The 22,273-nt window shown below is 37.2% G+C and carries 21 protein-coding genes; 10 read left to right on the forward strand and 11 right to left on the reverse strand.

Features of this window, described 5'->3' with window-relative positions; all coding sequences use genetic code 11:
- The first annotated feature begins 10 nt into the window (after window positions 1-10).
- The 7 genes from OLM61_RS06300 (at window position 11) to OLM61_RS06330 (ending at window position 7,694) form a co-directional block, all read left to right on the forward strand.
- Window positions 11-1,540, forward strand: coding sequence for a SusD/RagB family nutrient-binding outer membrane lipoprotein (locus OLM61_RS06300; protein WP_264525554.1), 1,530 nt, complete (start codon window positions 11-13; stop codon window positions 1,538-1,540).
- Window positions 1,541-1,695: 155 nt separating this feature from the next.
- A complete protein-coding gene (locus OLM61_RS06305) occupies window positions 1,696-3,015 on the forward strand; it encodes a GntP family permease (protein WP_264525555.1) in 1,320 nt (439 codons plus the stop codon).
- A 4-nt stretch (window positions 3,016-3,019) separates the two neighbouring features.
- Window positions 3,020-3,487 carry a RidA family protein gene (locus OLM61_RS06310; RefSeq protein ID WP_173966313.1) on the forward strand — a complete coding sequence of 156 codons (468 nt, stop codon included), beginning with the start codon at window positions 3,020-3,022 and terminating at the stop codon, window positions 3,485-3,487.
- Window positions 3,488-3,669: 182 nt separating this feature from the next.
- The gene (locus tag OLM61_RS06315) at window positions 3,670-4,701 is read left to right on the forward strand and encodes a sugar kinase (protein WP_264525556.1); all 1,032 of its coding nucleotides are present in this window, start codon (window positions 3,670-3,672) and stop codon (window positions 4,699-4,701) included.
- Window positions 4,702-4,710: 9 nt separating this feature from the next.
- Window positions 4,711-5,358 carry a bifunctional 4-hydroxy-2-oxoglutarate aldolase/2-dehydro-3-deoxy-phosphogluconate aldolase gene (locus OLM61_RS06320; RefSeq protein WP_264525557.1) on the forward strand — a complete coding sequence of 216 codons (648 nt, stop codon included), beginning with the start codon at window positions 4,711-4,713 and terminating at the stop codon, window positions 5,356-5,358.
- A 3-nt stretch (window positions 5,359-5,361) separates the two neighbouring features.
- Complete coding sequence (locus OLM61_RS06325) at window positions 5,362-6,477, forward strand: D-TA family PLP-dependent enzyme (protein WP_264525558.1); 1,116 nt, start codon at window positions 5,362-5,364, stop codon at window positions 6,475-6,477.
- 146 nt (window positions 6,478-6,623) lie between these two features.
- On the forward strand, window positions 6,624-7,694 hold the full coding sequence (locus tag OLM61_RS06330; protein ID WP_264525559.1) for a dipeptidase: 1,071 nt from the start codon (window positions 6,624-6,626) through the stop codon (window positions 7,692-7,694).
- Here the strand turns inward: OLM61_RS06330 and OLM61_RS06335 are convergent.
- Window positions 7,691-8,467 carry a DeoR/GlpR family DNA-binding transcription regulator gene (locus OLM61_RS06335; RefSeq protein ID WP_264525560.1) on the reverse strand — a complete coding sequence of 259 codons (777 nt, stop codon included), beginning with the start codon at window positions 8,465-8,467 and terminating at the stop codon, window positions 7,691-7,693. The genes OLM61_RS06330 and OLM61_RS06335 overlap by 4 nt on opposite strands.
- A 189-nt stretch (window positions 8,468-8,656) precedes the next feature.
- On the opposite strand from OLM61_RS06335, the gene OLM61_RS06340 reads away from it, so the two are divergent.
- A complete protein-coding gene (locus tag OLM61_RS06340; protein WP_264525561.1) occupies window positions 8,657-10,960 on the forward strand; it encodes a family 20 glycosylhydrolase in 2,304 nt (767 codons plus the stop codon).
- 287 nt (window positions 10,961-11,247) lie between these two features.
- On the opposite strand, the gene OLM61_RS06345 is transcribed toward OLM61_RS06340, so the two are convergent.
- The 3 genes from OLM61_RS06345 to OLM61_RS06355 all read right to left on the reverse strand — a co-directional run bounded on the left by OLM61_RS06345 (window position 11,248) and on the right by OLM61_RS06355 (window position 14,764).
- The gene (locus OLM61_RS06345; protein ID WP_173966306.1) at window positions 11,248-11,994 is read right to left on the reverse strand and encodes a succinate dehydrogenase/fumarate reductase iron-sulfur subunit; all 747 of its coding nucleotides are present in this window, start codon (window positions 11,992-11,994) and stop codon (window positions 11,248-11,250) included.
- Between the two features lie 92 nt (window positions 11,995-12,086).
- Entirely contained in the window at window positions 12,087-14,087 is a 2,001-nt protein-coding gene (locus OLM61_RS06350) for a fumarate reductase/succinate dehydrogenase flavoprotein subunit (RefSeq protein WP_264525562.1), read from the reverse strand.
- Window positions 14,088-14,098: 11 nt separating this feature from the next.
- Complete coding sequence (locus tag OLM61_RS06355; RefSeq protein WP_264525563.1) at window positions 14,099-14,764, reverse strand: succinate dehydrogenase cytochrome b subunit; 666 nt, start codon at window positions 14,762-14,764, stop codon at window positions 14,099-14,101.
- Between the two features lie 321 nt (window positions 14,765-15,085).
- On the opposite strand from OLM61_RS06355, the gene OLM61_RS06360 reads away from it, so the two are divergent.
- On the forward strand, window positions 15,086-16,447 hold the full coding sequence (locus tag OLM61_RS06360) for a hydroxymethylglutaryl-CoA synthase family protein (protein WP_264525564.1): 1,362 nt from the start codon (window positions 15,086-15,088) through the stop codon (window positions 16,445-16,447).
- A 524-nt stretch (window positions 16,448-16,971) separates the two neighbouring features.
- Here the strand turns inward: OLM61_RS06360 and OLM61_RS06370 are convergent.
- The 4 genes from OLM61_RS06370 to OLM61_RS06385 all read right to left on the reverse strand — a co-directional run bounded on the left by OLM61_RS06370 (window position 16,972) and on the right by OLM61_RS06385 (window position 19,285).
- On the reverse strand, window positions 16,972-17,343 hold the full coding sequence (locus tag OLM61_RS06370) for a hypothetical protein (RefSeq protein ID WP_264525566.1): 372 nt from the start codon (window positions 17,341-17,343) through the stop codon (window positions 16,972-16,974).
- Between the two features lie 11 nt (window positions 17,344-17,354).
- A complete protein-coding gene (locus OLM61_RS06375) occupies window positions 17,355-17,807 on the reverse strand; it encodes a GNAT family N-acetyltransferase (protein WP_264525567.1) in 453 nt (150 codons plus the stop codon).
- Window positions 17,808-17,873: 66 nt separating this feature from the next.
- Entirely contained in the window at window positions 17,874-18,443 is a 570-nt protein-coding gene (locus OLM61_RS06380; protein ID WP_264525568.1) for a hypothetical protein, read from the reverse strand.
- 101 nt (window positions 18,444-18,544) lie between these two features.
- Window positions 18,545-19,285 (reverse strand): LytTR family DNA-binding domain-containing protein, encoded by a 741-nt coding sequence (locus OLM61_RS06385; protein WP_264525569.1) that lies wholly within the window; start codon window positions 19,283-19,285, stop codon window positions 18,545-18,547.
- 296 nt (window positions 19,286-19,581) lie between these two features.
- Here OLM61_RS06385 and OLM61_RS20955 point away from each other — a divergent pair, with 296 nt between their 5' ends.
- On the forward strand, window positions 19,582-19,764 hold the full coding sequence (locus OLM61_RS20955) for a bacteriocin-like protein (RefSeq protein ID WP_413614372.1): 183 nt from the start codon (window positions 19,582-19,584) through the stop codon (window positions 19,762-19,764).
- An 81-nt stretch (window positions 19,765-19,845) separates the two neighbouring features.
- Here the strand turns inward: OLM61_RS20955 and OLM61_RS06390 are convergent, their stop codons facing one another.
- From OLM61_RS06390 to OLM61_RS06400, 3 genes are read right to left on the reverse strand one after another with little or no spacing between them, the layout of a single operon-like run.
- Window positions 19,846-20,283 carry a GNAT family N-acetyltransferase gene (locus OLM61_RS06390; protein WP_264525570.1) on the reverse strand — a complete coding sequence of 146 codons (438 nt, stop codon included), beginning with the start codon at window positions 20,281-20,283 and terminating at the stop codon, window positions 19,846-19,848.
- A 15-nt stretch (window positions 20,284-20,298) separates the two neighbouring features.
- A complete protein-coding gene (locus tag OLM61_RS06395; protein WP_264525571.1) occupies window positions 20,299-20,874 on the reverse strand; it encodes a hypothetical protein in 576 nt (191 codons plus the stop codon).
- A 4-nt stretch (window positions 20,875-20,878) separates the two neighbouring features.
- Window positions 20,879-22,234 (reverse strand): polymer-forming cytoskeletal protein, encoded by a 1,356-nt coding sequence (locus tag OLM61_RS06400; RefSeq protein ID WP_264525572.1) that lies wholly within the window; start codon window positions 22,232-22,234, stop codon window positions 20,879-20,881.
- Window positions 22,235-22,273: the final 39 nt, after the last annotated feature.

Consider the following 22,273-nt stretch of genomic DNA (forward strand, 5'->3'; position numbering starts at 1 on the left):
GAACAAAATCATGAAAAAGAGAAGCATTTTATATATGGCAGGGATACTTTTAGGAAGTATGACCGCCTGCACCAAAGATTTTGAAGAAATCAACACCAACCCCAATTCAGTTGAAGTACCCAACGCTAACTTTATTTTTAGTCAGTCACAGCTTGATGGTGTAAACAACAACTACTTTTTTACAAATGTGCTGCAATGCGGAGGGATGATGCAACATTATGCGACCTATAAAGAAGCATCGGGTGTAGGAGACAAATACTTAAACAACGAGTCTTACTATTCGGCTTACTTCAACAGAGGTTATCCAACTGCGGTCAATGAAATCCAAACGGTAATTAACACTTTAAAAGACAATCCGGTGGAGAGCAACAAACTCAACATCGCAAGAATCTGGAAAGCCTACATCTACCACCGTATGACCGATTTATATGGAGATGTTCCGTATACCGAGGCAGCAAAAGCCTATACTAACGAACATTTTCTTCCAAAATACGACAGCCAGGAATTGATATACAAAGATTTATTAAAAGAACTGGATGAAGCAGCAGCAGCATTAGACCCTGCTAAGGTAAGTTTTGGCAAAGCCGATTTTATCTATGAAGGTAACATTGCCAAATGGAAGAAATTCTCTTACTCTTTAATGCTTCGTCTGGGTTTACGACTTTCAAAAATTGATCCTGCATTATCTAAAACCTGGGTAACTAAAGCCATTACTGGTGGAGTAATCGTAAACGGAACTGACAATGCGCTTATCAAATACACGGATGGTCCGAATGATTTCAACAGAAATCCTGCTGGTATTGACTCCAGAAGCCTTGACTTTGCGAAAGATTCTTTCGGGCAAAAAAACACAGAAGGTGGAAAACTAGCCAAAACTTTTATCGATGTTCTAAAAACTACAGCCGATCCGAGACTTAGTGTTTATTCAGGAGTTTGGCAGGGAACCGTACAAAATTCTGATCCTGCTGTACAAAAAGGTTTTCCTAACGGAACCAAAACCGCCCCGTCTCCGGCAGAACAAGGTACTTATTCTGAGCCTAACCAAAGTACTGTATTCCGATATGACGCTCCGATGATGATCCTGAGTAATGCCGAGACCAACCTTTACCTGGCCGAAGCAGCCATAAGAGGATGGTACACTGGTGAAACCGATAAAGATTTATACGAGAAAGCGGTAAAAGCCTCTTTCCTGAACATGGGAATTTACGGTGCCGCCTATGCCATTACCGACGCAACTCCTTACCTAACGTTGAACCCTTATAATGTGGCGGGAACTTTTGATCAAAAAATGAGTCAAATACACAGCCAGATCTGGATAGCGCTGTTTGTAGACGAGCAGGAAATTTATGCCAACTGGAGAAGAACCGGATACCCTGCATTAGTACCGATAAACTTCCCTGGAAATGTTACAAACGGAACCATTCCAAGACGTATCAAATACCCGGTAAGCGAATATTCAGTGAATTCAAGTAACTTAGCTGAAGCGATAAAACGTCAGGGTGCTGATGCTTTTACAACAAGAATCTGGTGGGATAAATAAAAACAATAACCGTTGATACAATTCATTTAAACACATAGAGACATCGCTCCTGCAATCCTGAAAAGGAGTTCCACTTGCAGTAACACCTAGTCACTATGTGTTTGATAAAATGTATACGAATTACTCGCAACGGAGTTAATAATACAAATAGATAAATGAGCATTTTAATTCTTACGGCATGCATTGCGTTTTTAATCATCCAGATCGCCTGGCTTAAAATCAATCCGTTTATTGCCTTTATCATTACAGCTTTATTAGCGGGCCTTTTTTTAGGCCTGCCAATAAACACTTTGTCACAAACGGTGCAAAAAGGACTTGGCGAAATGTTAGGATCTATTACGCTGATTATTGTTTTCGGAACCTGTATTGGTAAACTTACCGTTTCATCAGGCGCCGCCAATGTCATTGCCAAAACTGTTATGGGATGGACGGGTAAAAAATACGTTCGCCTTGGCTTAATGATTACCGGATTTATTGTTGGGATACCTCTATTTTATAGTGTTGGTTTTGTTTTGTTAGTACCCTTAATCTTCTCAGTAGCCCACCAATTTAAACTGTCAAAAGTATATCTCGGTATTCCAATGCTGGCGTCGCTTTCAGTAGCACACGGTTTCTTACCCCCACATCCGTCTCCAATGGCTTTGAGCAGCATTTTTAATGCCGATATCGGACTCGTTTTAGTCTACGGAATTATCATTGCGATTCCAACCATTTTTATAGCAGGTTTGTTGTTTTCGAATTTACTCAAAAACATCAAAACCGAATCAGATCATGAGATTTTAAATGTCGAAGAAATCGCAAACGAAGGCAAACTTCCCAGTTTTTCCCTTAGCCTGTTCTCCGCTTTATTTCCGGTTTTTGCTTTAACACTGACTTCGATATTGCCTATGATTTCTAAAAATGAAACCTTAGCGGATATCTGCAAAACAATTGGAGAACCCAGTATAATCATGCTGATTTCTTTACTAATCTGCACCTATACTTTAGGGATCCGAATGAACCGAAGCATCAGTTCGGTAATGGACGACTACGCCATTGCCATAAAAGATGTTGCCTTAATTGTTCTGATCGTTGGAGGAGCCGGCGGCCTGAAAGAAGTCATGATTGTAAGCGGTGTAAACGAAACTATCGTTGCTGCGCTAACACAAATAAACATTCATCCTTATTTATTGGCCTGGATGATGGCAGCGATTATTCGCGTTTGTGTAGGTTCGGCGACAGCGGCAGGACTAATGACCGCCAGTGTTTTACTCCCGTTATTACAATCAACCGGACTTGACCCTAACTTATTGGTCCTGTCTGTTGGAGCAGGAAGTTTAATGTGCTCGCATGTAAACGACCCAAGCTTCTGGATGTTCAAAGAATATTTTAACATCAGCCTGAAAGATACTTTTAAATCATGGACCGTTATGGAATCCCTAGTATCTGTTTTAGGAATCATTTTCGTTTTTATTTTAAACTCTATAATACATTAATATCATGAATTTATTACCACAAGAAAAATTTGAAACACTTGGTTTGTCTCTTCCTCCGGCGCCTCAGCCTTTGGGTATATACAAACCCTATTTGGTTGATGGTAAATATTTATACCTTTCAGGTCACGGGCCTGTTAGAGACGACAAATCCCTGATCATTGGCCGAATTGGCGATGATATGGACATCGAAGAAGGAAAATTAGCAGCAAGACAAGTCGGATTAACAATGCTTTCTACAATTGTAACCAATTTTGGAAGTCTGAACAAAGTAAAAAAAGTGATAAAAGTACTCGGAATGGTGAATTGCAATGGCGATTTCCTGAGACATCCCTATGTAATAAACGGCTGCAGTGAATTATTTGCCGAAGTCTGGGGACAGGAAAACGGAATCGGAGTAAGAAGTGCCGTAGGTATGGGATCTTTACCGGATAATATTCCGGTCGAAGTAGAAGCCGTTTTCGAATTATATTAAAAAAGTTATGCCACAGATTTAGCCGATTAAAATGATTTTTTTTCGCCACGAATTCACTAATTCACTAATTTCATCTCTACAGGAATAAATTAAAAATTCGTGAATTCCCGGCTGAAAAAATTTAACCGTAACTTTAATGAATCCTTGAAATCCATATAAGCTGTGGCAAAAAAACATTAAAAATGAATACAAATACCTCACAAACCAGAATTGCAACCTTTGGAGAATTATTACTCCGAATGAATGTTGCAGACGGAAACCGATTTACGCAGGCCAATGAAATAAAAATTTACGTTGGCGGTGCCGAAGCAAATGTTTGTGTTTTACTTTCCCAACTCGGCATACCTACCGACTACATTACCCGATTACCTCAAAACGACTTAGCCCAACTGGCCCTGAACGAGCTTCACAAATACAAAGTAAACACCTCAAAATGTGTTTACGGCGGAGAACGTTTGGGATTGTATTTTGTCGAAGCCGGCAATCAAATCAGGCAATCACAGGTAATTTACGACCGAAGCAATTCGTCTTTTTCCACCATCCAAAAAGATCAGATTAACTGGGAATTGGCTTTGGCCGATGTAAACCATTTTCACTGGTCCGGAATAAGTCCGGGAGTTTCGGAGGAAGCAGCTCAGGTTTGTAAAGAAGCTATTTTGGCTGCACATCAAAAAGGACTTCCGATTTCTTCCGATTTTAACTACCGCTCTAAATTATGGCAATACGGCAAACATCCGTCTGAGATTATGCCCGATTTGCTTCAATACAGTACCATTACCGTTGCTGATTTAGATGCGATTGAAATTTATTTCGGAATCAAAACAGACCCAAAAGAAGCTGATGCCGATCGTTTTCAAAAAACATTCGAATTGTTAAAAGCAAAAATGCCCTTTCTAAAAACACTGGCAATGAGTTTCAGAAAGTCAGACGGACCGGCGCATTTATACAAAGGATTACTGATTCACGAAGGCAACTTTTATCAGACACCTGAACACAAAATACACGTCGTAACAGACCAAATTGGTTCCGGAGATGCCTTCAACGCAGGGTTATTATACGGACTGACGCATAAATTATCCGGTCAGGAATGCATCGAATGGGCAACTGCCTGCGGTGTAATCAAACAAAGTATTCACGGAGATTTTGCCATAAGTACTCTTGATGAAGTAAGTCATTTTATTAAAAACGGCTCAAGTAATAGAATTAACAGATAAAATAAGAACATGTACAGCATATTAAAAACGCAAGGTGTACTTCCGTTAGTAACACAAATCAATATTGAAACAGCCCAAATAGTCTTGCAATCGGCGGCTGATGCTGGCATAAAAATTATCGAGTTTGCTGCTCGTGCAACGGATGCTAAAGAAGTTTTTAGCCAAATGATCGCCTTTAAAAAAGCAAATAATCTGGATGTTAAAATAGCCGTTGGATCTATTTTAAGTGTTCAAGATGCCGAAACGTTTCATCAGCTCGGAGCAGATTGTATTGTTTGCCCGCATACCGATTTAGAAATTGGAAATTATTGTTTTAAAAACAATATTTACTGGATTCCCGGAGCTGCAACCTTAAACGAAATCTTGCATGCCAATAAATTAGGAGCCGAAATTGTAAAACTTTTTCCTGCCGATAAAATTGGTGGTCCCGGATATGTAAAAGCCATTAGGGCACCTTTTCCAAATTTAAAAATAATGCCAACCGGAGGAGTAACCTTAGAAGAAAGCAATTTAAAATCATGGTTCAAATCCGGAGTCGTTTGTGTTGGAATTGGCTCTAACTTATTCACCAAAGAAATGATGCTGGATTTAAGTTATGAGCAATCGCTAAAGGCTTTTCAGAATTTAATTGAAGTTGTCAAAAAAACAAAAAACTAAGTCATGCTAAACAATTGGTGGAAAATTAATTCCGAAGTCCGTATTGACACTCCTTTTTTGGCTGTTTATGAAGATCGTATCCAGTCTAATATCGAGCGTTTGATTGAATCTGTGAATGGTGATACTCAAAAATTAAGGCCACACATCAAGACACATAAAAACGGGGACATTCTGGATTTATTCAAAACCTACAATATCAACAAAGTAAAATGCGCAACAATTGCCGAAGCGGAGCTTGCTGCCATGCACGAAATTCCGGATGTACTGCTCGCCTATCAGCCCATTGGAATCAAAAAAGAAAGATGGATTTCGTTACTTAAAAAATACCCCGCTATCGCTTTTTCCACTATCGTTGACGATTTTGAATCGGCGAAAGCACTAGATAGCATTGCGCATAAAAACAACTTAACCCTTACCGTTTATCTCGACCTGAATACGGGAATGAACAGAACCGGAATTTCTATTTCTAAAGATTGGGGAGCCCTAATTGATGAAATTGTCAAACTAAAAAACCTTCATTTTGCCGGCATCCACATTTACGACGGTCATTTAAAAGGTGATGTGGAACACCGAAATTCGATAGCCTCCAATATTTTTTTCAGCATCAATGAAGAAATTGAAACCATTCAGGAAAAACTGGGCTATGAACTAAAAATTGTTGCGGGCGGATCCAATACCTTTCCGTTTTATGCCAGTCAGAAAAAGGTAGAATGCAGCCCCGGAACCTTTGTCTTCTGGGATGCCAATTATCAAATTCATTTACCGGAGCAAAATTTTGAATCGGCCTTAGTAATTGTTGGAACTATAATCTCAAAACCAACCGATACTACTTTTTGTATTGATATTGGATACAAAGCGGTTGCTTCTGAAAATCCCATCGATAAAAGACTCGTGATTTTAAACGATGAAAACCTAATCCCCGTTTCGCATTCCGAAGAACATTTGATCATCGAAAACCAGGGAAAAAACAAATATGCCATTGGCGATACGATTTATGCGCAGCCTTACCATGTTTGTCCTACCTGCGCACTGTACGATTCTGTTCAGGTGGTCAATAGCGAACAGCAGATTTGCGATCAATGGTTCATTACAGCCCGCAGCAGAAAAATTACGATCTAGCAGCAGAAAAAAAGAATAGAAAATAGAGCGAAGAAGAAAGGAAATAGAGCAAAGAAGAAAGATTATAGACCCTTATAGAAAACCTCTGAACCTTTGTCCCTTTGCACCTCTGAACCTTTAAACCTTTGCCCCTTAAAAATAATACTATGTTTATAATAGACGCCCATTTAGACCTTAGCATGAATGCGATGGAATGGAACAGAGATCTAAGAAATAACGTTGCCACCTTACGCCATTTAGAAAAAGGAATGACAGACAAACCGGATCGCGAACGTGCAACGGTTTCTTTCCCTGATTTGCGAAAAGGAAATATCGGAATTGTGGTTGCCACTCAAATTGCACGATTTGTAAAACCCGACAGCATTATTCCGGGATGGAACTCTCCCGAGCAGGCCTGGGCACAAACACAGGGGCAGCTTGCCTGGTACAAAGCCATGGAAGAAGCCGGAGAAATAACTCCAATTACAGACAAAAAATCATTGCTGCAACAGATTGAGTTATGGAATGACGGAACACCCAATGATAAAAAACCTATTGGTTATATTTTAAGCTTAGAAGGTGCTGATTCTATCATCGATATCTCGTATTTAGAAAAAGCGCATCAATACGGATTAAGAGCGATTGGTCCGGCACATTACGGCCCGGGACGATATTCAAACGGAACAGATGCCACCGGAAAAATGCAACAAAACGGAATTGATTTGCTAAAAGAAATGGAGCGTCTGAACATTATTTTAGATGCAACACATTTATGCGATGATGCATTCTGGCAGGCATTGAATCACTATAACGGACCTGTTTGGGCAAGTCATAACAATTGCCGAAGTCTTGTAAATCACAACCGTCAGTACAGCGACGAAATGATCAAAGCCCTGATTTCACGAGGAGCGGTTATCGGAGGAGCTTTAGATGCATGGATGCTGGTTCCGGATTGGGAAAGAGGTGTTTCGACCCCACAGGGAACAAACTGCAATCTTGAAACTGTTTTCAGACACATGGATCATATTTGCCAATTGGCCGGAAATGCCAATCACATTGGTGTAGGTTCTGATCTTGATGGGGCTTTTGGTACAGAGCAATCGCCATACGATTTAAACACCATTGCCGATTTGCAAAAATTAGTTCCGATTTTTAAAAGTCATGGCTATTCGGATGAAGATTTAAACAAAATTTTTCATCAGAACTGGATTAACTTTTTAGTAAAGAATTGGGATTAAATAAAAACTAAACTGGGAACTGCCTTCTTATACGCCTGTAGTTTTTCGTGATCGGGATCGACTTCCGTCACCACATAATCAACCTCGGATAAGTTGGCAATTTTCATTTTTAGAACCGTATCCAGTTTTTCAGAAATGGTAAGAATCGCTGTTTTTTCAGAAGCCTGAATCATTGCTTTTTTGACCTGAACCGTTTCCCAGTCCGAATCTGAAAAACCGCCTTCGATATCTAAGGCATTGGTTCCTAATATTAATAAATCAACTTTAATATTAGCCAATTGATTGTAGACATCGCCGCTCACACACATTTGGCTGTACGATGAAATGCTGCCGCCAATCATGATAATTTTAACATTGGGTTTGTCCAGAAGTTCCACCGCTGATAAAACAGTAACGGTAAAAATGGTCAGATTTAAAGTATCGGGAATCAGTCGGATAAATTCTCTGATGGTTGTTCCGCCACCAATTAACAAAACCATTCCGTCATGAAGTAAACCTAAGGTTTTTTGTGCAATGGTTTGTTTTGCTTCACCTGCATAAGTTTGATTGGAGGAAGAATGGTGATAGGCTTTTGTCATCGCACCACCTTTTACTTTTATCAATAAAGATTCTGATTCAAGTTCATTAATATCTCGTCTGACAGTATCTTCTGAAACAAATAATTTAGCCGAAAGGGTTTCAAAACTTACACGGGTGTGCAGGTTAATCTCTTTTAAAATAAGATTTTTACGTTCTTCCTTGGTGTAATTAACCACTTCATTATCATTATTCATGCAAGTTCATTTTTAGTAAAGCAAATGTAAACAATTAATGCAATATTATTGCGAAACAAATTATAATACAATGTAATAAAAAAGTTAATTCATCTATTATAAAGACTTTTAAAAGCAAATCGCTTCTGCAAAAAAAATGCAACTCAACCAACAAACCTTATATTTGTTTAACAAATTCAAAAAGTAACCATGCAAAAAAGTGTTTTTCTTCTTTTACTATTTTGTTATTCTTTTGGAAGTGCTCAAACTTCCACAACTAACAATTCGATCATTCCGGCACCCAACTCTTATAAAACAACCGGAGACAGCATTCGTTTCAACGGACAGATTAAAGTGCTGTTTGAAAAGAATAAATTTAGTGCTAAAGAACAAAAAACGGCTCAGCTGTTCGAGTCTGCTATAAACGCAAACACACCGAACAAAAAAAGCAATATCAATGTTGTATTTATTGCCCAAAACCCTTCTGAATCTTTAAAAAAGGAGGCTTACAAAATTGAAATTACGCCCAAAAAAATAACCGTTACCGGAAGTGAAGAAGGATTGTTTTATGCAGTTCAGAGTTTATTGCAGCTGCTCCCGAACAAACCCAAAAATCAGGAACTAAAACTCCCTTGTGTAACCATCGAAGACGAACCTAGATACGATTATCGAGGTTTACATTTAGACGTTTGCCGTCACTTTTTCTCTGTTGATGTCATAAAAGATTTTATCGCTCAGATGTCCAGCTATAAATTAAATAATTTCCACTGGCATTTAACTGACGATCAGGGCTGGAGAATCGAAATCAAAAAATACCCGAAACTAACCGAAGTAGGTTCAAAAAGAGCACAGACTCTCGTAGGAAACAAGTTCGAGAGATTCCCTTATTTTTTTGACGGAAATCCGTACGGTGGTTTTTATACTCAGGACGAAATCAAAGACGTTGTAAAATTTGCCGAGGAGCATTATGTAAACATTATTCCGGAAATCGAAATGCCGGGACATGCCACAGCAGCAGTTACCGCTTATCCAAATTTATCCTGTTTTCCGGATCGTCCTTATAAAGTTATTGAATATTGGGGCGTATTTGAAGATATATTCTGTGCCGGAAAAGAAGAAACTTTTACTTTTCTTGAAGACGTCCTAACCGAAGTTATGGCCTTATTCCCGAGCAAATACATCCACATTGGCGGAGACGAATGTCCAAAAGCAAGATGGAAAGAATGTCCGCATTGTCAAAAAAAGATCAAAGATTTAGGTTTAAAAAACGAGCATGAATTACAAACGTATCTCACCACCCGAATCGAAAAATTTCTGAATGCCAACGGAAGACAAATTCTGGGCTGGGACGAAATGCTGGAAGGCGGACTGACTCCAAACGCAGCGGTAATGTCGTGGCGTGGAGAATCGGGCGGGATTGCTGCCGCTAAACAAAAACACTTCGTCATCATGAATCCGGAGCAGGTGTTGTATCTCGATTACAATCAGGCCTATTCTCCAAATGAGCCTTTAACCGTTGGAAGATTAGTCACCGTCGAAAAAATGTACCAGTACAACCCTACTCCGGTAGACAGTTTGACGATTGATGAACAAAAATACATTATGGGCGTACAGTCTAATTTGTGGTCGGAGTATTTAACGAGTCCGGCCAAATTAAACTACCAGCTTTATCCCCGAATGTTTGCTTTGGCAGAGATTGCCTGGACGGAACCACAAAATAAAAATTACGATAATTTTGTGCTGAATCGCATGCCGCATCATTTAGAAAAATTAGAAGCACAAAAAAGGCTCTACAAAGTCCCAACCCCTTTTGGCGCAAACGAAACAGCTTTGATTAGCTCAAAATATACACTGGATCTGAAACCGACCATCAAAAACGGACAGATTTTTTATACCATCGACGGCTATAACCCGGATGAAACAGCAGAACTTTATACCAAACCTGTAGCGATCAACATTCCAAAAGGAGAATTCAGAACCATCAAAACCGTTCAGATTAGCTCGGGGGGAAGAAGAAGTTCTATCAACAAAATAATAATCCGAAATCCGGATTTAAAACCGGCTTTGGCACTAAAGCCTACCAAGCAGGGGTTAAAATATGATTATTTTACAGGAACATTATTCCAGCAGGTTCAGGATCTAGACTTAGCAAAACCTGTGAATTCGGGAATCTTTGAAGGCATCGTAAGCAGTGAAAAATGGAAAACGAAAAAAGAGCGTTATATTGGCTTAAAATTCGATGGCTACCTCTATATCCCGGAAACCGGAAATTATACGTTTTCAACGCTTTCAGACGACGGATCGAAGCTTTTTATCGACAATGAGCTAATCGTTAACAACGATGGGATTCATTGGCTCAACGAAGCCTACGGAACTACAAAGCTTGAAAAAGGTTTTCATAAGATCAACATCAGTTATTTTGACCAGATTGGCGGAACTACTTTAAATTGTTTTATCCAGCCCGAAGGAAAAGAAAAACAGGAAATAAGTGCCTCGCAGTTGTATTACGAATAAAAGCACAAAAGAGATACTCCAAAATAACAACTCCTTTGATTGAACAAAAAAATCTAAAAAAACAACAGCAAGACCCCAGCGGGGTAATGTATTTAGAGAATCTCAACAAGACCAATAAAAAAAGCTCCAGAGGAGCGATATATTAGATTGTAAATATATATCGCTCCTCTGGAGCTTATGCAAACAGCTGTTCTTTCTGTAAATATTTCGCTTCTCTGAAGCTCACAAAAAAAAGCATCCGCCATATAGGGGATGCTTTTTATATAACTAAAAAGATATGTTTTAGATTATCCTTTCAAACTTGCTGATAAATACTCACGGTTCATACGTGCGATATTTTCAAGAGAAATTCCTTTTGGACATTCGATTTCACAAGCTCCTGTATTGGTACAGTTACCGAAACCTTCTAAATCCATTTGGTGTACCATGTTTAAAACACGATCAACTGCTTCTACTTTACCTTGAGGCAATAAAGCATATTGAGATACTTTTGCTCCAACAAACAACATTGCTGATGAGTTTTTACAAGTTGCCACACAAGCTCCACAACCGATACAAGCTGCAGCATCAAATGATTTATCTGCATCGTGTTTGTTGATTGGAATTGTATTCGCATCAATTGTATTTCCTGAAGTATTTACCGAGATAAATCCTCCTGCATGCTGAATTCTGTCAAAAGAACTTCTGTCAACTACTAAATCTTTAATTACCGGGAAAGCTTTTGCTCTAAATGGCTCGATAAAAATCGTGTCACCATCTTTAAACATACGCATGTGTAACTGACAAGTAGTTACTCCTCTATCTGGTCCGTGTGCTTCACCGTTGATGAATAATGAACACATTCCGCAAATTCCTTCACGACAATCGTGGTCAAAAGCAACAGGCTCTTCACCTTTATTGATTAATTGTTCGTTAAGAACGTCAAGCATTTCAAGGAAAGACATATCTGGTTCGATTCCGTCAATTGGGTAATCAACTATTCCTCCTTTATCTTGGGCGTTTTTCTGACGCCATATTTTTAATGTAAGTTTCATACTGTTTTAGTTTGAAGGTCATAAAGTCGAAAGTCGAAAGTCAGTTAACATGAAGCCATTTGACTTTAAGACTTTTGTCTTTTGACTAATTGCTATTTGTAACTACGCTGTACTAATTTAATGTTTTCGTAAATTAGAGGTTCTTTGTGTAATACGGCATCACTTGGTTTTCCTTTGTATTCCCAGGCTGCAACGTATGCAAAGTTTTCGTCATCACGAAGTGCTTCTCCCTCTTCTGTTTGATACTCCTCACGGAAGTGACCTCCACAAGATTCGTTACGGTGTAAAGCATCTTTCGCGAACAATTCTCCTAATTCTAAGAAATCGGCAACACGTGTCGCTTTCTCTAATTCCTGATTAAATTCGTTAGCGCTTCCCGGCACTTTTACATCTTTATAAAACTCTTCACGTAAAGCAGCAATTTCTTCGATAGCCTCAGCTAAACCTTTAGCATTACGAGCCATACCAACTTTATCCCACATGATTTTTCCTAATTTCTTATGGAAATAATCTACAGAATGAGTTCCTTTATTATTGATAAATCTGTCGATTTGATCTTTTACTGCTTTTTCTGCTTCTAAGAATTCTGGTAACTCTGTAGAAATTTCACCCATTTTAATATCCGGAGCTAAATAATCTCCAATAGTATAAGGTAATACGAAATATCCATCAGCTAAACCTTGCATCAAAGCCGAAGCTCCAAGTCTGTTTGCTCCGTGATCAGAGAAGTTAGATTCTCCAATTGAGAAACATCCCGGAATTGTAGTCATTAAGTTATAATCAACCCATGTTCCACCCATAGTGTAGTGAACCGCAGGATAAATCATCATTGGCGTTGTATAAGGATCCTCATCAACGATTTTATAGTACATCTGGAATAAGTTTCCGTATTTACTTTTCACGATCGCAGCTCCTAATTTAGTTACCAAAGCAGCGTCTTTATCATCTAAACCTTTTACATAAGCATCTTCTGTTCCGTAACGTTGAATTGCTGCTGCGAAATCCAGGTAAACTGCTTCTCCGGTTTTATTAACTCCAAAACCAGCATCACATCTTTCTTTTGCAGCACGAGATGCCACGTCACGAGGTACTAAGTTACCAAAAGCAGGATATCTTCTTTCTAAGAAATAATCTCTTTCTGCTTCCGTTAAATCAGTTGCTTTTTTCTTTCCTTCACGAATTGCTTTCGCATCTTCTAGTTTTGCAGGAACCCAAATACGACCGTCATTACGTAACGATTCCGACATCAAAGTCAATTTAGACTGGTGATCTCCTGAAACCGGAATACAAGTTGGGTGAATTTGTGTGTAACAAGGATTCGCGAAAAACGCTCCTTTTTTATGTATTTTCCAAGCTGCCGTTGCGTTACTTCCCATAGCATTTGTAGATAAGAAAAATACGTTTCCGTATCCTCCTGAACCTACTACTACCGCGTGAGCAGAGTGTCTTTCAATTTCTCCTGTAATTAAGTTACGAGCGATAATACCTCTCGCTTTTCCGTTCACGATAACAATATCAAGCATTTCGTGACGGTTGTACATTTTTACTTTTCCACGACCAATCTGACGGTTCATTGCAGAATAAGCTCCTAACAATAATTGTTGTCCGGTTTGTCCTTGTGCGTAAAAAGTACGGGAAACCAATGTTCCTCCAAAAGAACGGTTGTCCAATAATCCACCATATTCACGAGCCAATGGCACCCCTTGAGCCACACACTGGTCAATAATATTAGCAGAAACTTCAGCCAAACGGTGAACGTTTGCCTCACGTGCACGGTAGTCACCTCCTTTTACAGTATCATAAAACAATCTGTAAACCGAGTCACCGTCACCTTTATAATTTTTTGCTGCATTGATTCCCCCTTGTGCTGCAATAGAGTGCGCACGACGTGGTGAATCCTGAAAGCAGAAAGCTTTTACGTTATATCCTAACTCAGCCAAAGTAGCCGCAGCAGAACCTCCAGCCAAACCTGTACCAACGATAATAATATCTAAATTACGTTTGTTAGCAGGGTTTACTAAATTAATATGATCTTTATAATTTGTCCATTTGTCCGATATTGGACCATTTGGAATTTTTGAATCTAATGCCATTATAATTGATATTAATTATTGAAATGATGAAATAATGCGATGATAACGAAAAGTGCCGGTACTACAACCGCAAATCCGTAACCAACTTTACTTAAGAATCGGGAATACTTATTGTGCATCCCTACAGATTGAAGAGATGAACTGAATCCGTGCCAAAGGTGAAACCCTAACAACACAAATGATACACAATAAATACCTGTACGAATTGGGTCATGAAACTTATGCACTAACTCTCCATAATATCTTGTTGCGTCTGGTGCTGTACCTACAATATATTTGTAAGTAACTTCAGGAAACCAAAAATCATAGAAATGCAATCCTAAGAAAGCCAAAATAACCAACCCAGAAATAATCATATTTCTAGAAGTCCATGAAGCATTAGCCGCTCCGTTGTATTTTGCATAAGCAATTGGTCTTGCCGCGCTATTTTGAGCAGTCAATACAAATCCCATTACGAAATGGAAAATTACTCCGATTGCCAAAACAGGTTGCATTACATATTGAATCAGCGGATTGTATCCCATAAAGTGAGAAGCTTCGTTAAAAACGTCTTCACTAATAATAGAAATAAAATTTAAGGAAACATGCAGCGCTAAAAACGTGATTAAGAATATTCCCGAAAGAGCCATAGCCACTTTCTTTAAGATGGAAGCATTCAATAGTGCAGATTGTGCCATAAGTGTTAAAGTAGTTTGTTTTAAAAAATTAGACAAAAATAAAGCAATTAGACATCAACTACAACCATTTCGCTCTTATTTATAATGATTTTAAAGAGCTTTCTCCGATATTATTGCAAATTATTTAAAAACAAGAAAATAGAAATTTTTCGCAAGCCATTTTAACGAATTCTTAATTTTTATGTAATTACCAAATTGCTATTTTTTGCCCCTTTTTGAGTTATTTTCCTCAAAAATAAAGCGATCCCGAATTTTATTGAATCAAAACAAGCGAATTTTAAGAGCATAATTTTACCTTTATCCGCTTCAAAAAAAATGATAATGAAAACAGGAATCGACGCTATTTCTTTTGATGTAGCCAACATACATTTGCCCATAAAAACTTTGGCTGTTGCCAGAAATATAGAACCTGAAAAATTAGAAAAAGGCCTCGGACTAATTAAAATGACTTTACCCGACGTTCATCAGGATGCGGTCGTTTTTGGAGCCAATGCTTTAACCAAACTTATTCTTGACCACAAAATCAATCTAAACGAAATTAGCCGGATCTATGTGGGTACCGAAAGTGCCATCGACAGTTCGAAACCCATTAGTTCTTTCTTAATTAGTTTGATAGAGCAAAAATTTGGCGAAGATACTTTGGCCGAATGTGATGTAGTCGATTTTACTTTTGCCTGTATTGGTGGTGTTGACGCTTTGCAGAACTGTATCGATTTTGTAAAACTGAATCCAGCCAAAAAAGCAATTGTCGTAACAACCGATTTTGCCAAATACGATTTAAACTCTACCGGAGAATATACACAAGGCGCCGGAGCATTAGCAATGTTAGTGACTTCAAACCCAAGAATCATTGCTTTTGACAACAATTGGGCGACAAGTACCAAAGGTGTTTTCGACTTTTTCAAACCCTACCGAAGCATTTCAAAAGAAGCGATCACACAAAATACAAACAACGATTCCTGGTTTGATAATTTAGAAACTGAAATCGAAATCCATAAAGACCAACCTGTTTTTGACGGTCAGTATTCGAATCAGTGTTATATGGATCGTACCCGATCGGCTTATTTTTCGTTCAAAAAACTAAAAAACACCTCCAAAACTTTATACAATTCCTGGAAAAGTATCATCATGCACCTTCCGTACTCTTTTCAGGGACGACGAATGCTGTCTGAAATTTATGCTTTAGATCATGCCGATAAAATTATTCCAGAGCATATGGAGCCAGCCGATTATCAAACTAAAATTAAAGAAGTTGCAAAATCGGAAGAATACAGAAATTTTGTAAGCGGGAAATTACAACCTGCTGAATTGGCTTCGTCTTTAATTGGAAACCTTTATACCGGCTCTATTTTTATGGGACTGCTATCAACTTTGGCGCATTATTATGACACCAAACAAGAAGTTGCCGGAACTACATTCGGATTCTTAGCTTACGGAAGCGGATCGAAATCAAAAGTTTTTGAAGGAACCATTCAACCGGAATGGCGATCGGCATTAGCCCTAGTCAAACTTTTTGAAAATCTGGAAGAAAGTCTTGAGATTGGCTTTGAAACTTACGAAAGCCTTCATAAAAAAGAACAAAAAGAAAGCATCAGAACCCCTAAAAACGAATGGATTTTGGATCGAATTGAAAAAGAGATTCCAAATTTGATTGGGGCTCGTTACTATAAATGGGTTGATTGAAATTCCAAATTCTGAAATTCCAAATTCCAATAAAAAACCGAAGCAAATTGCTTCGGTTTTCTTTTTTACTCCCTGTTTGTCATTTCGAGGTAAAGAGACTCGAGCGATAGCGAATAGGCGAAGCAAATCACACCAGAAACTCCACACAGATTGTCACCAATCTTTGTCGATTAACGCATGTGATTTCTCGTTCCTCGAAATGACAAGATTGCGCTAAAAAAATTGACCAAGTATTTCCTAATGATCTCATTGATAAATTCTCTAATTAAAACGATCAATCCTTCTTATGCTGTTCTGTATAGTTTTGATTTCCTTTAAGAGCCTCGTCATGTACATTCATTCCGTGTGACATTCCCAGCATGAAAGCAGTTATTATTACTATGAATTTTCTTTTTATCCAATGAAGTGGTCGCTTAGATTGCTCTAAACGTTTTTGATTATTTTGTTTATACATTTTGAAAATGATAAATGATTAGACATTATTTTATCATCGTATGCGTTGAAGCGCATAAAAGCCTAGAAAATTAAGCGATGTATAAACTTGTTTTAAAATTTGCGGAATTGATCGTTTCATTTACAAAGGCCGACTGCTTTATAAACGAACTTAGTTTTTGAAAAAGAAATAGTTGCAGATTATGAACGCTCCTAATTTGAAGACTGAAGACATCTTTTAAATCGAGATACTTCAGAACAACCGAAAACAGAGCCTTTACCCTGGAAACAGATTGAACAAATTGGTAAGAACGAGAATTGGAAAATTCTAATTCTTCTCTTAAAATTACAAACGAAGATTGATAATACGCTGCCGATTTTGATGGAGAAACTAAAAGTCCATCATTCGCAATCACGACAAAAGCCAGAAAGAGCGAAAGCAGGTATTTCGTGTAATTTTTCAATTTGGTTTGATTTAGTATAATTTCATTTCCATAATAGGCATAAACCTGTTTTTTATTGAAGTTTCGAATGCTCCAATTTTCACAAACCCCATTTTTGAATAGAAACCTTCAGCATTTGGTTCTGAATCGAGCTGGATGATTCGAACTCCAGCCTCTTTCATTCGGTTTAAGAAATCAAGAAACAGGTATTTCCCAAAACCTTTTCCTATATATTCAGGCAAGATAAATAAATTATCCATTTTAACAGTCTTATCCTCCTTAAAAAGATAAGAATAATAACCTACTATCACCTCATTCTTTACCAATTTGAATACATCATGCTCTCTTATGTAATCTGGAGAAATAGTAAGATTCACCTCCCATTTTTGAATTTGCTCTGCCGAATATCCCCAATAAGCTTTTGACTTTTTGGTTATTTGCGTTAGAATTTCACTATCGGTTGTATTTGCTTTTTCTATCGTCATTTGTATGAAAGATGAAAGCGAAGATAAGAATTAAAACAGAAGTTCTCATCCGGTAATAACTACCCCTCAATTGTTTAATACTACCTCTGCTTTTAAATTTTCTTTTCTATAAAGAAGCAAACCTAATCCCAGCAGAAAAACAATACAGCTCACTAACATATAAACACCATTTTTTAAGGCAAAAAACGAAAAACCAATTGCAGGTGCAGCAAGAACAACCATTAAAACAAGGATCAAATGAGTTTTTATAAAGTTTAAAGCATGGATCGCCAAACCTATAAAAAGCAAAGAGGGCCCAACAATAATAAACGGATATAAAATTGAAGGTGTATTGCTAATTTGAATACTTAATGCTTCCCTGGCGGCATCATTTTCCCCAAAACTCGACATTATAAAATCGATTGTACAAAGACCAATGTGCGCAATAATACCCAGAGTTGTTACAAAAGAGGCAACAGCATTCAACTTGTTTTTAGGAAACACATGATTGAATGATCCTAAAAAACAAGCTCCGATAAGATTGAACCAATGTGCATAATCGATGGGACTATGAATGTCCGGCAAAACTTTAGAAAATAGTACATAACTGATTCCGAAAAATAGCAGTCCGATAAGGCAAAAGTGTTTTGTTTTCATAATTTATTTTAAAAGTTGAGGAAACAAAACTAAAGCGAAAAATCAGCGTAAATGCCTATTTTACTGATTTTGGTACAAAACAGATGGTTTTAGGTACGAAATTACAAAGTCGATAAATTTTCTTTAAAACTCTTAGAAACCGGAAGTTCAATTTGGGTTAACATGATCGTATTTTGATTTCTCCAGGACTTAAAATGCAATGGATTTATCAAATGCGAACGGTGTATCTGGACTAAAAAAGCAAAATCGTCCTGAAGTTTTTTGAGCGAAGTACGAATCAATTTTGAACGCAGCTGGTCATTTTCGGTATAAAAAATCTCCACGTAGTTTTGCGCATTAGAGATGCAAACCAAATCGCTTGCTTTGATTTTTAAAATATCCCGTTTATTATCCCCTTTAAAAATCAGCACGTCTTCTTTTACCGGGATCAGTTTAAGCAAATATCGTCTGGCCAGAATAATTACAGGGGTTAGAACCAGTGTCACTTTGATAAAGATTAAAACAAAGAACTCCGTAAAACGATACCCTCCGTTTAGAATCGGGCTTTTGTAATATCCATAAACCGCAAAAAAATAGATCAGGTAAAAAAAGAGAAAACTTACTGCTTCGAGACCAATGTTCCAGTTTGCTACTTTTTCATAAACGCTTCTTTGAACAATAGCTAGAAAAGCATAACATACAAATGCTGTTGCACTAAAGCCGGCACTCATTAAAAGCCATGTCCGGAAATTCAAGGTTCCGTCATCAAAAGGTTTTATGATAAACGCAAAAACAAAAATCCATAAGGCAAAAAGCAAACCTACGATCAGATTGTGTTTTAAGGATGGATTCAGTTGTTTCATCTTTTGTCAAAGCAATTATTACTATACAATATTAGACTTTAATACAACTTGCGTCAAGTAGGCCCAACATTTTTTCACTTATTCTCCAAACTAACTATTAACATAAAAACACAAAAAGAAGGAAATTACCCCAAACTTGCTTTAAAAGGAGAAAAAGGTTGCCGATTCCTAAAAAATCAATTCGAATCGAAAGTCTTTTGTTTTTGTAAGTATTTATCTAAAAATAATTTATATTTTTATCAAAGTGGTATCCGAAAAACTTATAGAGTAGGAAAATCAAAAAACAAAAAACACTTATGAAAAATTTCCAAAAATTAACCAAAGAAGAATTAAAATCAATTAATGCGGGTACTGGAAACTGCGTACCATATCCTTTATGTAACGGTGAACAAGTTACTCCCATTGGGCAAAACTCATGTGGTTGGTATTTATACAAAACGGCATCAAATAGTACTTGTATGGAATACGGACTATCATAACAATATACTCCTCAATTTACTAAAACTGCTATTCACAAAAATAGCAGTTTTTTTATACTCTGTTTTTCATTACCCAAAAACTTACTTGTAAATCGTAAACTTGTTGTGCGTTAAACCAAAACCAAGATTCTCGTAAATCAAGACGTTTTCAACCCGTCTTTTATTGGTGGTCACCTCAATGCTTTTCAAATTATTCTGATCGGCATATTGCATAATTTCATTTATTAATTGCCTGCCAATGCCTTTCCCACGATAATTCTGATGAATAAAAAATTCCTGAATTTCTCCCACTAACCCGCAATGATGAAGGAGATTTTGCGTGTGAAAACTAATAAAACCAACACCTTCTTTCCCAATTTCTGCAACCAGATAAAAATTCTTTGGGTTCGAAATATTCTCATCAAATATCTGACTAAATACTTCAAAATCTAAAATTTCATTTTCAAGTTCATTTATGGCTTGGTAAACAAAATTTAAATCCTGTTTTTCTACTTTTCTGATTTTAATATTTGATTTCATGATTTCTAAATCCATTTAAACTGACAACCATTCTAAAGCTATAAATTTATCACAATCATCTTTCCAGTCAGGAGTCCAGTCTAGAAGTATCGCACCACCTCCTTTTTTAATCTCATTCCTAACTATATTGCAAACTTCTTTTGCATCATCAGATCCTTGTCCTGCTAATTCAAAAACTATATATTTTGTTTTAGAAAATGTCGCATATAACGAAAGTAATCTTTTAGTATTCCAATAAAGCTCATTAATTTTCGTCTTTTTATTAATCCATGGTATTTCATAGATTTTCTGAATAAATTTACTTTCCAAATTTGCTTTTTTCCTTAAATACTCGTCAACTCTAACCGGGAAAAACAAACTCCTGAATTTTGATTCTCTAAAATAATCTACATAAGTTAAAGACTTTGTCACAATTACATTTTCATTTTTTATTCTTCCTGCAAAAATAACCACCAACTGCTCCTTTAAATCATAAAAATGAGTTCCTCCTCCTAAATAAATAATAACCAATTCTCCTTCTCTTAATTCAAAAGGCGGTATAAAATAATGATCTGCCTTGATCCCTTTACTTTCAATTATAAGTTCGTTCATTTTATCAGAATAAATATTCATTCAACCCAAGACGCTCAAATTTAACCTTATATTTTTGAACATAACTACTCCACTCCCTCTGGTTTTTACTTTCATAAACAAAAGCAGCATAATCAGCAACTTCTTTACTAAAATGATTGCCAAAAACAGGGTCGAGGTGCTCAATTCCGGAATCAATTACTCTTTTTAGAATTGATATTTTGTCCCTGCCATTTTCTTTGCAAACCTTATCAAGCCATAATCCTTTGCCTATTTTTACATATGCTTCGAGCAGACTATCTGTGATAAATTCAGAAGGGACATCATTAATATTCGGTTCATTTCTACCTTTTTTAAAAGTCGTTATAATGAGTTCTTCAGTATAAAAACGCCCCGGAATCAATGAAACTAATGTTCCGCTCTCGGCTGCTTTCCAACAAAGTTCTTCGGTTATAAAGGGTTCAGGAATCACTTGAAGTGCAAAACCATCCTTACTGACTAATTTCTCGCAAAGTTCGGATGTAATAAAATCTTCCTCCACAAACGCTAATGCATGATAGGTCTTATTCAGCGCCATCTCACACAATGCTGTAGTTTTAAACTGAAGCGGAACTACTTTTAAATCTCTGTAATTTGACGACACTCTCTTTTGCCAATACTCCTGATTTTTCGGCGGTGGATTGCTTTCTTTTAAAACCAACTCGCCTTCCTCCAACTCTCTTTTGAGTTCTTCAAAAGTTGTTATGAAAGGATTATCAAGGTGCTTGCGCAATTCAGTCGAAATAACTTCTTCATCACTGTCCTCGTCATATTCACATTCATCTTTAGGGTTCATTTCGTCTGTTTTATCATTATAGTAAAACAAGTCATTTTTGCGATCTGCCACCGTTGTATAATGATCTTCAACTATAAAAACCGGAGCTTCAATACAGCCTGCACATTTAAAATTACCGTGATTATAGGAGGTCATTACTACCTCTTTGGCTGTAACGTTGCCTTCAATTTCGACGTAGGATCCTCCCAACAACATACTTTGACAACTCACATCTCCTTTAATAAAAACATAAGGTCCGTAATCGCCTTCGGCATTTATAATCGTTCCGCTTACAGAGAGATTCCCATTTATTAAAACTCCTTCTATTCTAAGGTCTTCCATTTCTTTTAAGGGAAGATTCAGTACATTGGCAAGCCATTTTTTCTCTTTATCTTCATAAAGATCCGAGTAAAAGTTCCCTTCAAAATTCACACTTTCATGTGCAACCAAAAAGAGGTCTCCTTCTTCCCATTCATCAAAATAATCGAAACCTTCATGATCGATTAAAAATGGGTACTGCGATTTAACTTCTTTGATTGTAATTAATTTGAAACCTGAATGATGCATTTTATATTTTATTGGCTGTTATTTTCATACTAGATTATA

The sequence above is a fragment of the Flavobacterium sp. N502536 genome (assembly GCF_025947345.1).
GTDB lineage: Bacteria > Bacteroidota > Bacteroidia > Flavobacteriales > Flavobacteriaceae > Flavobacterium.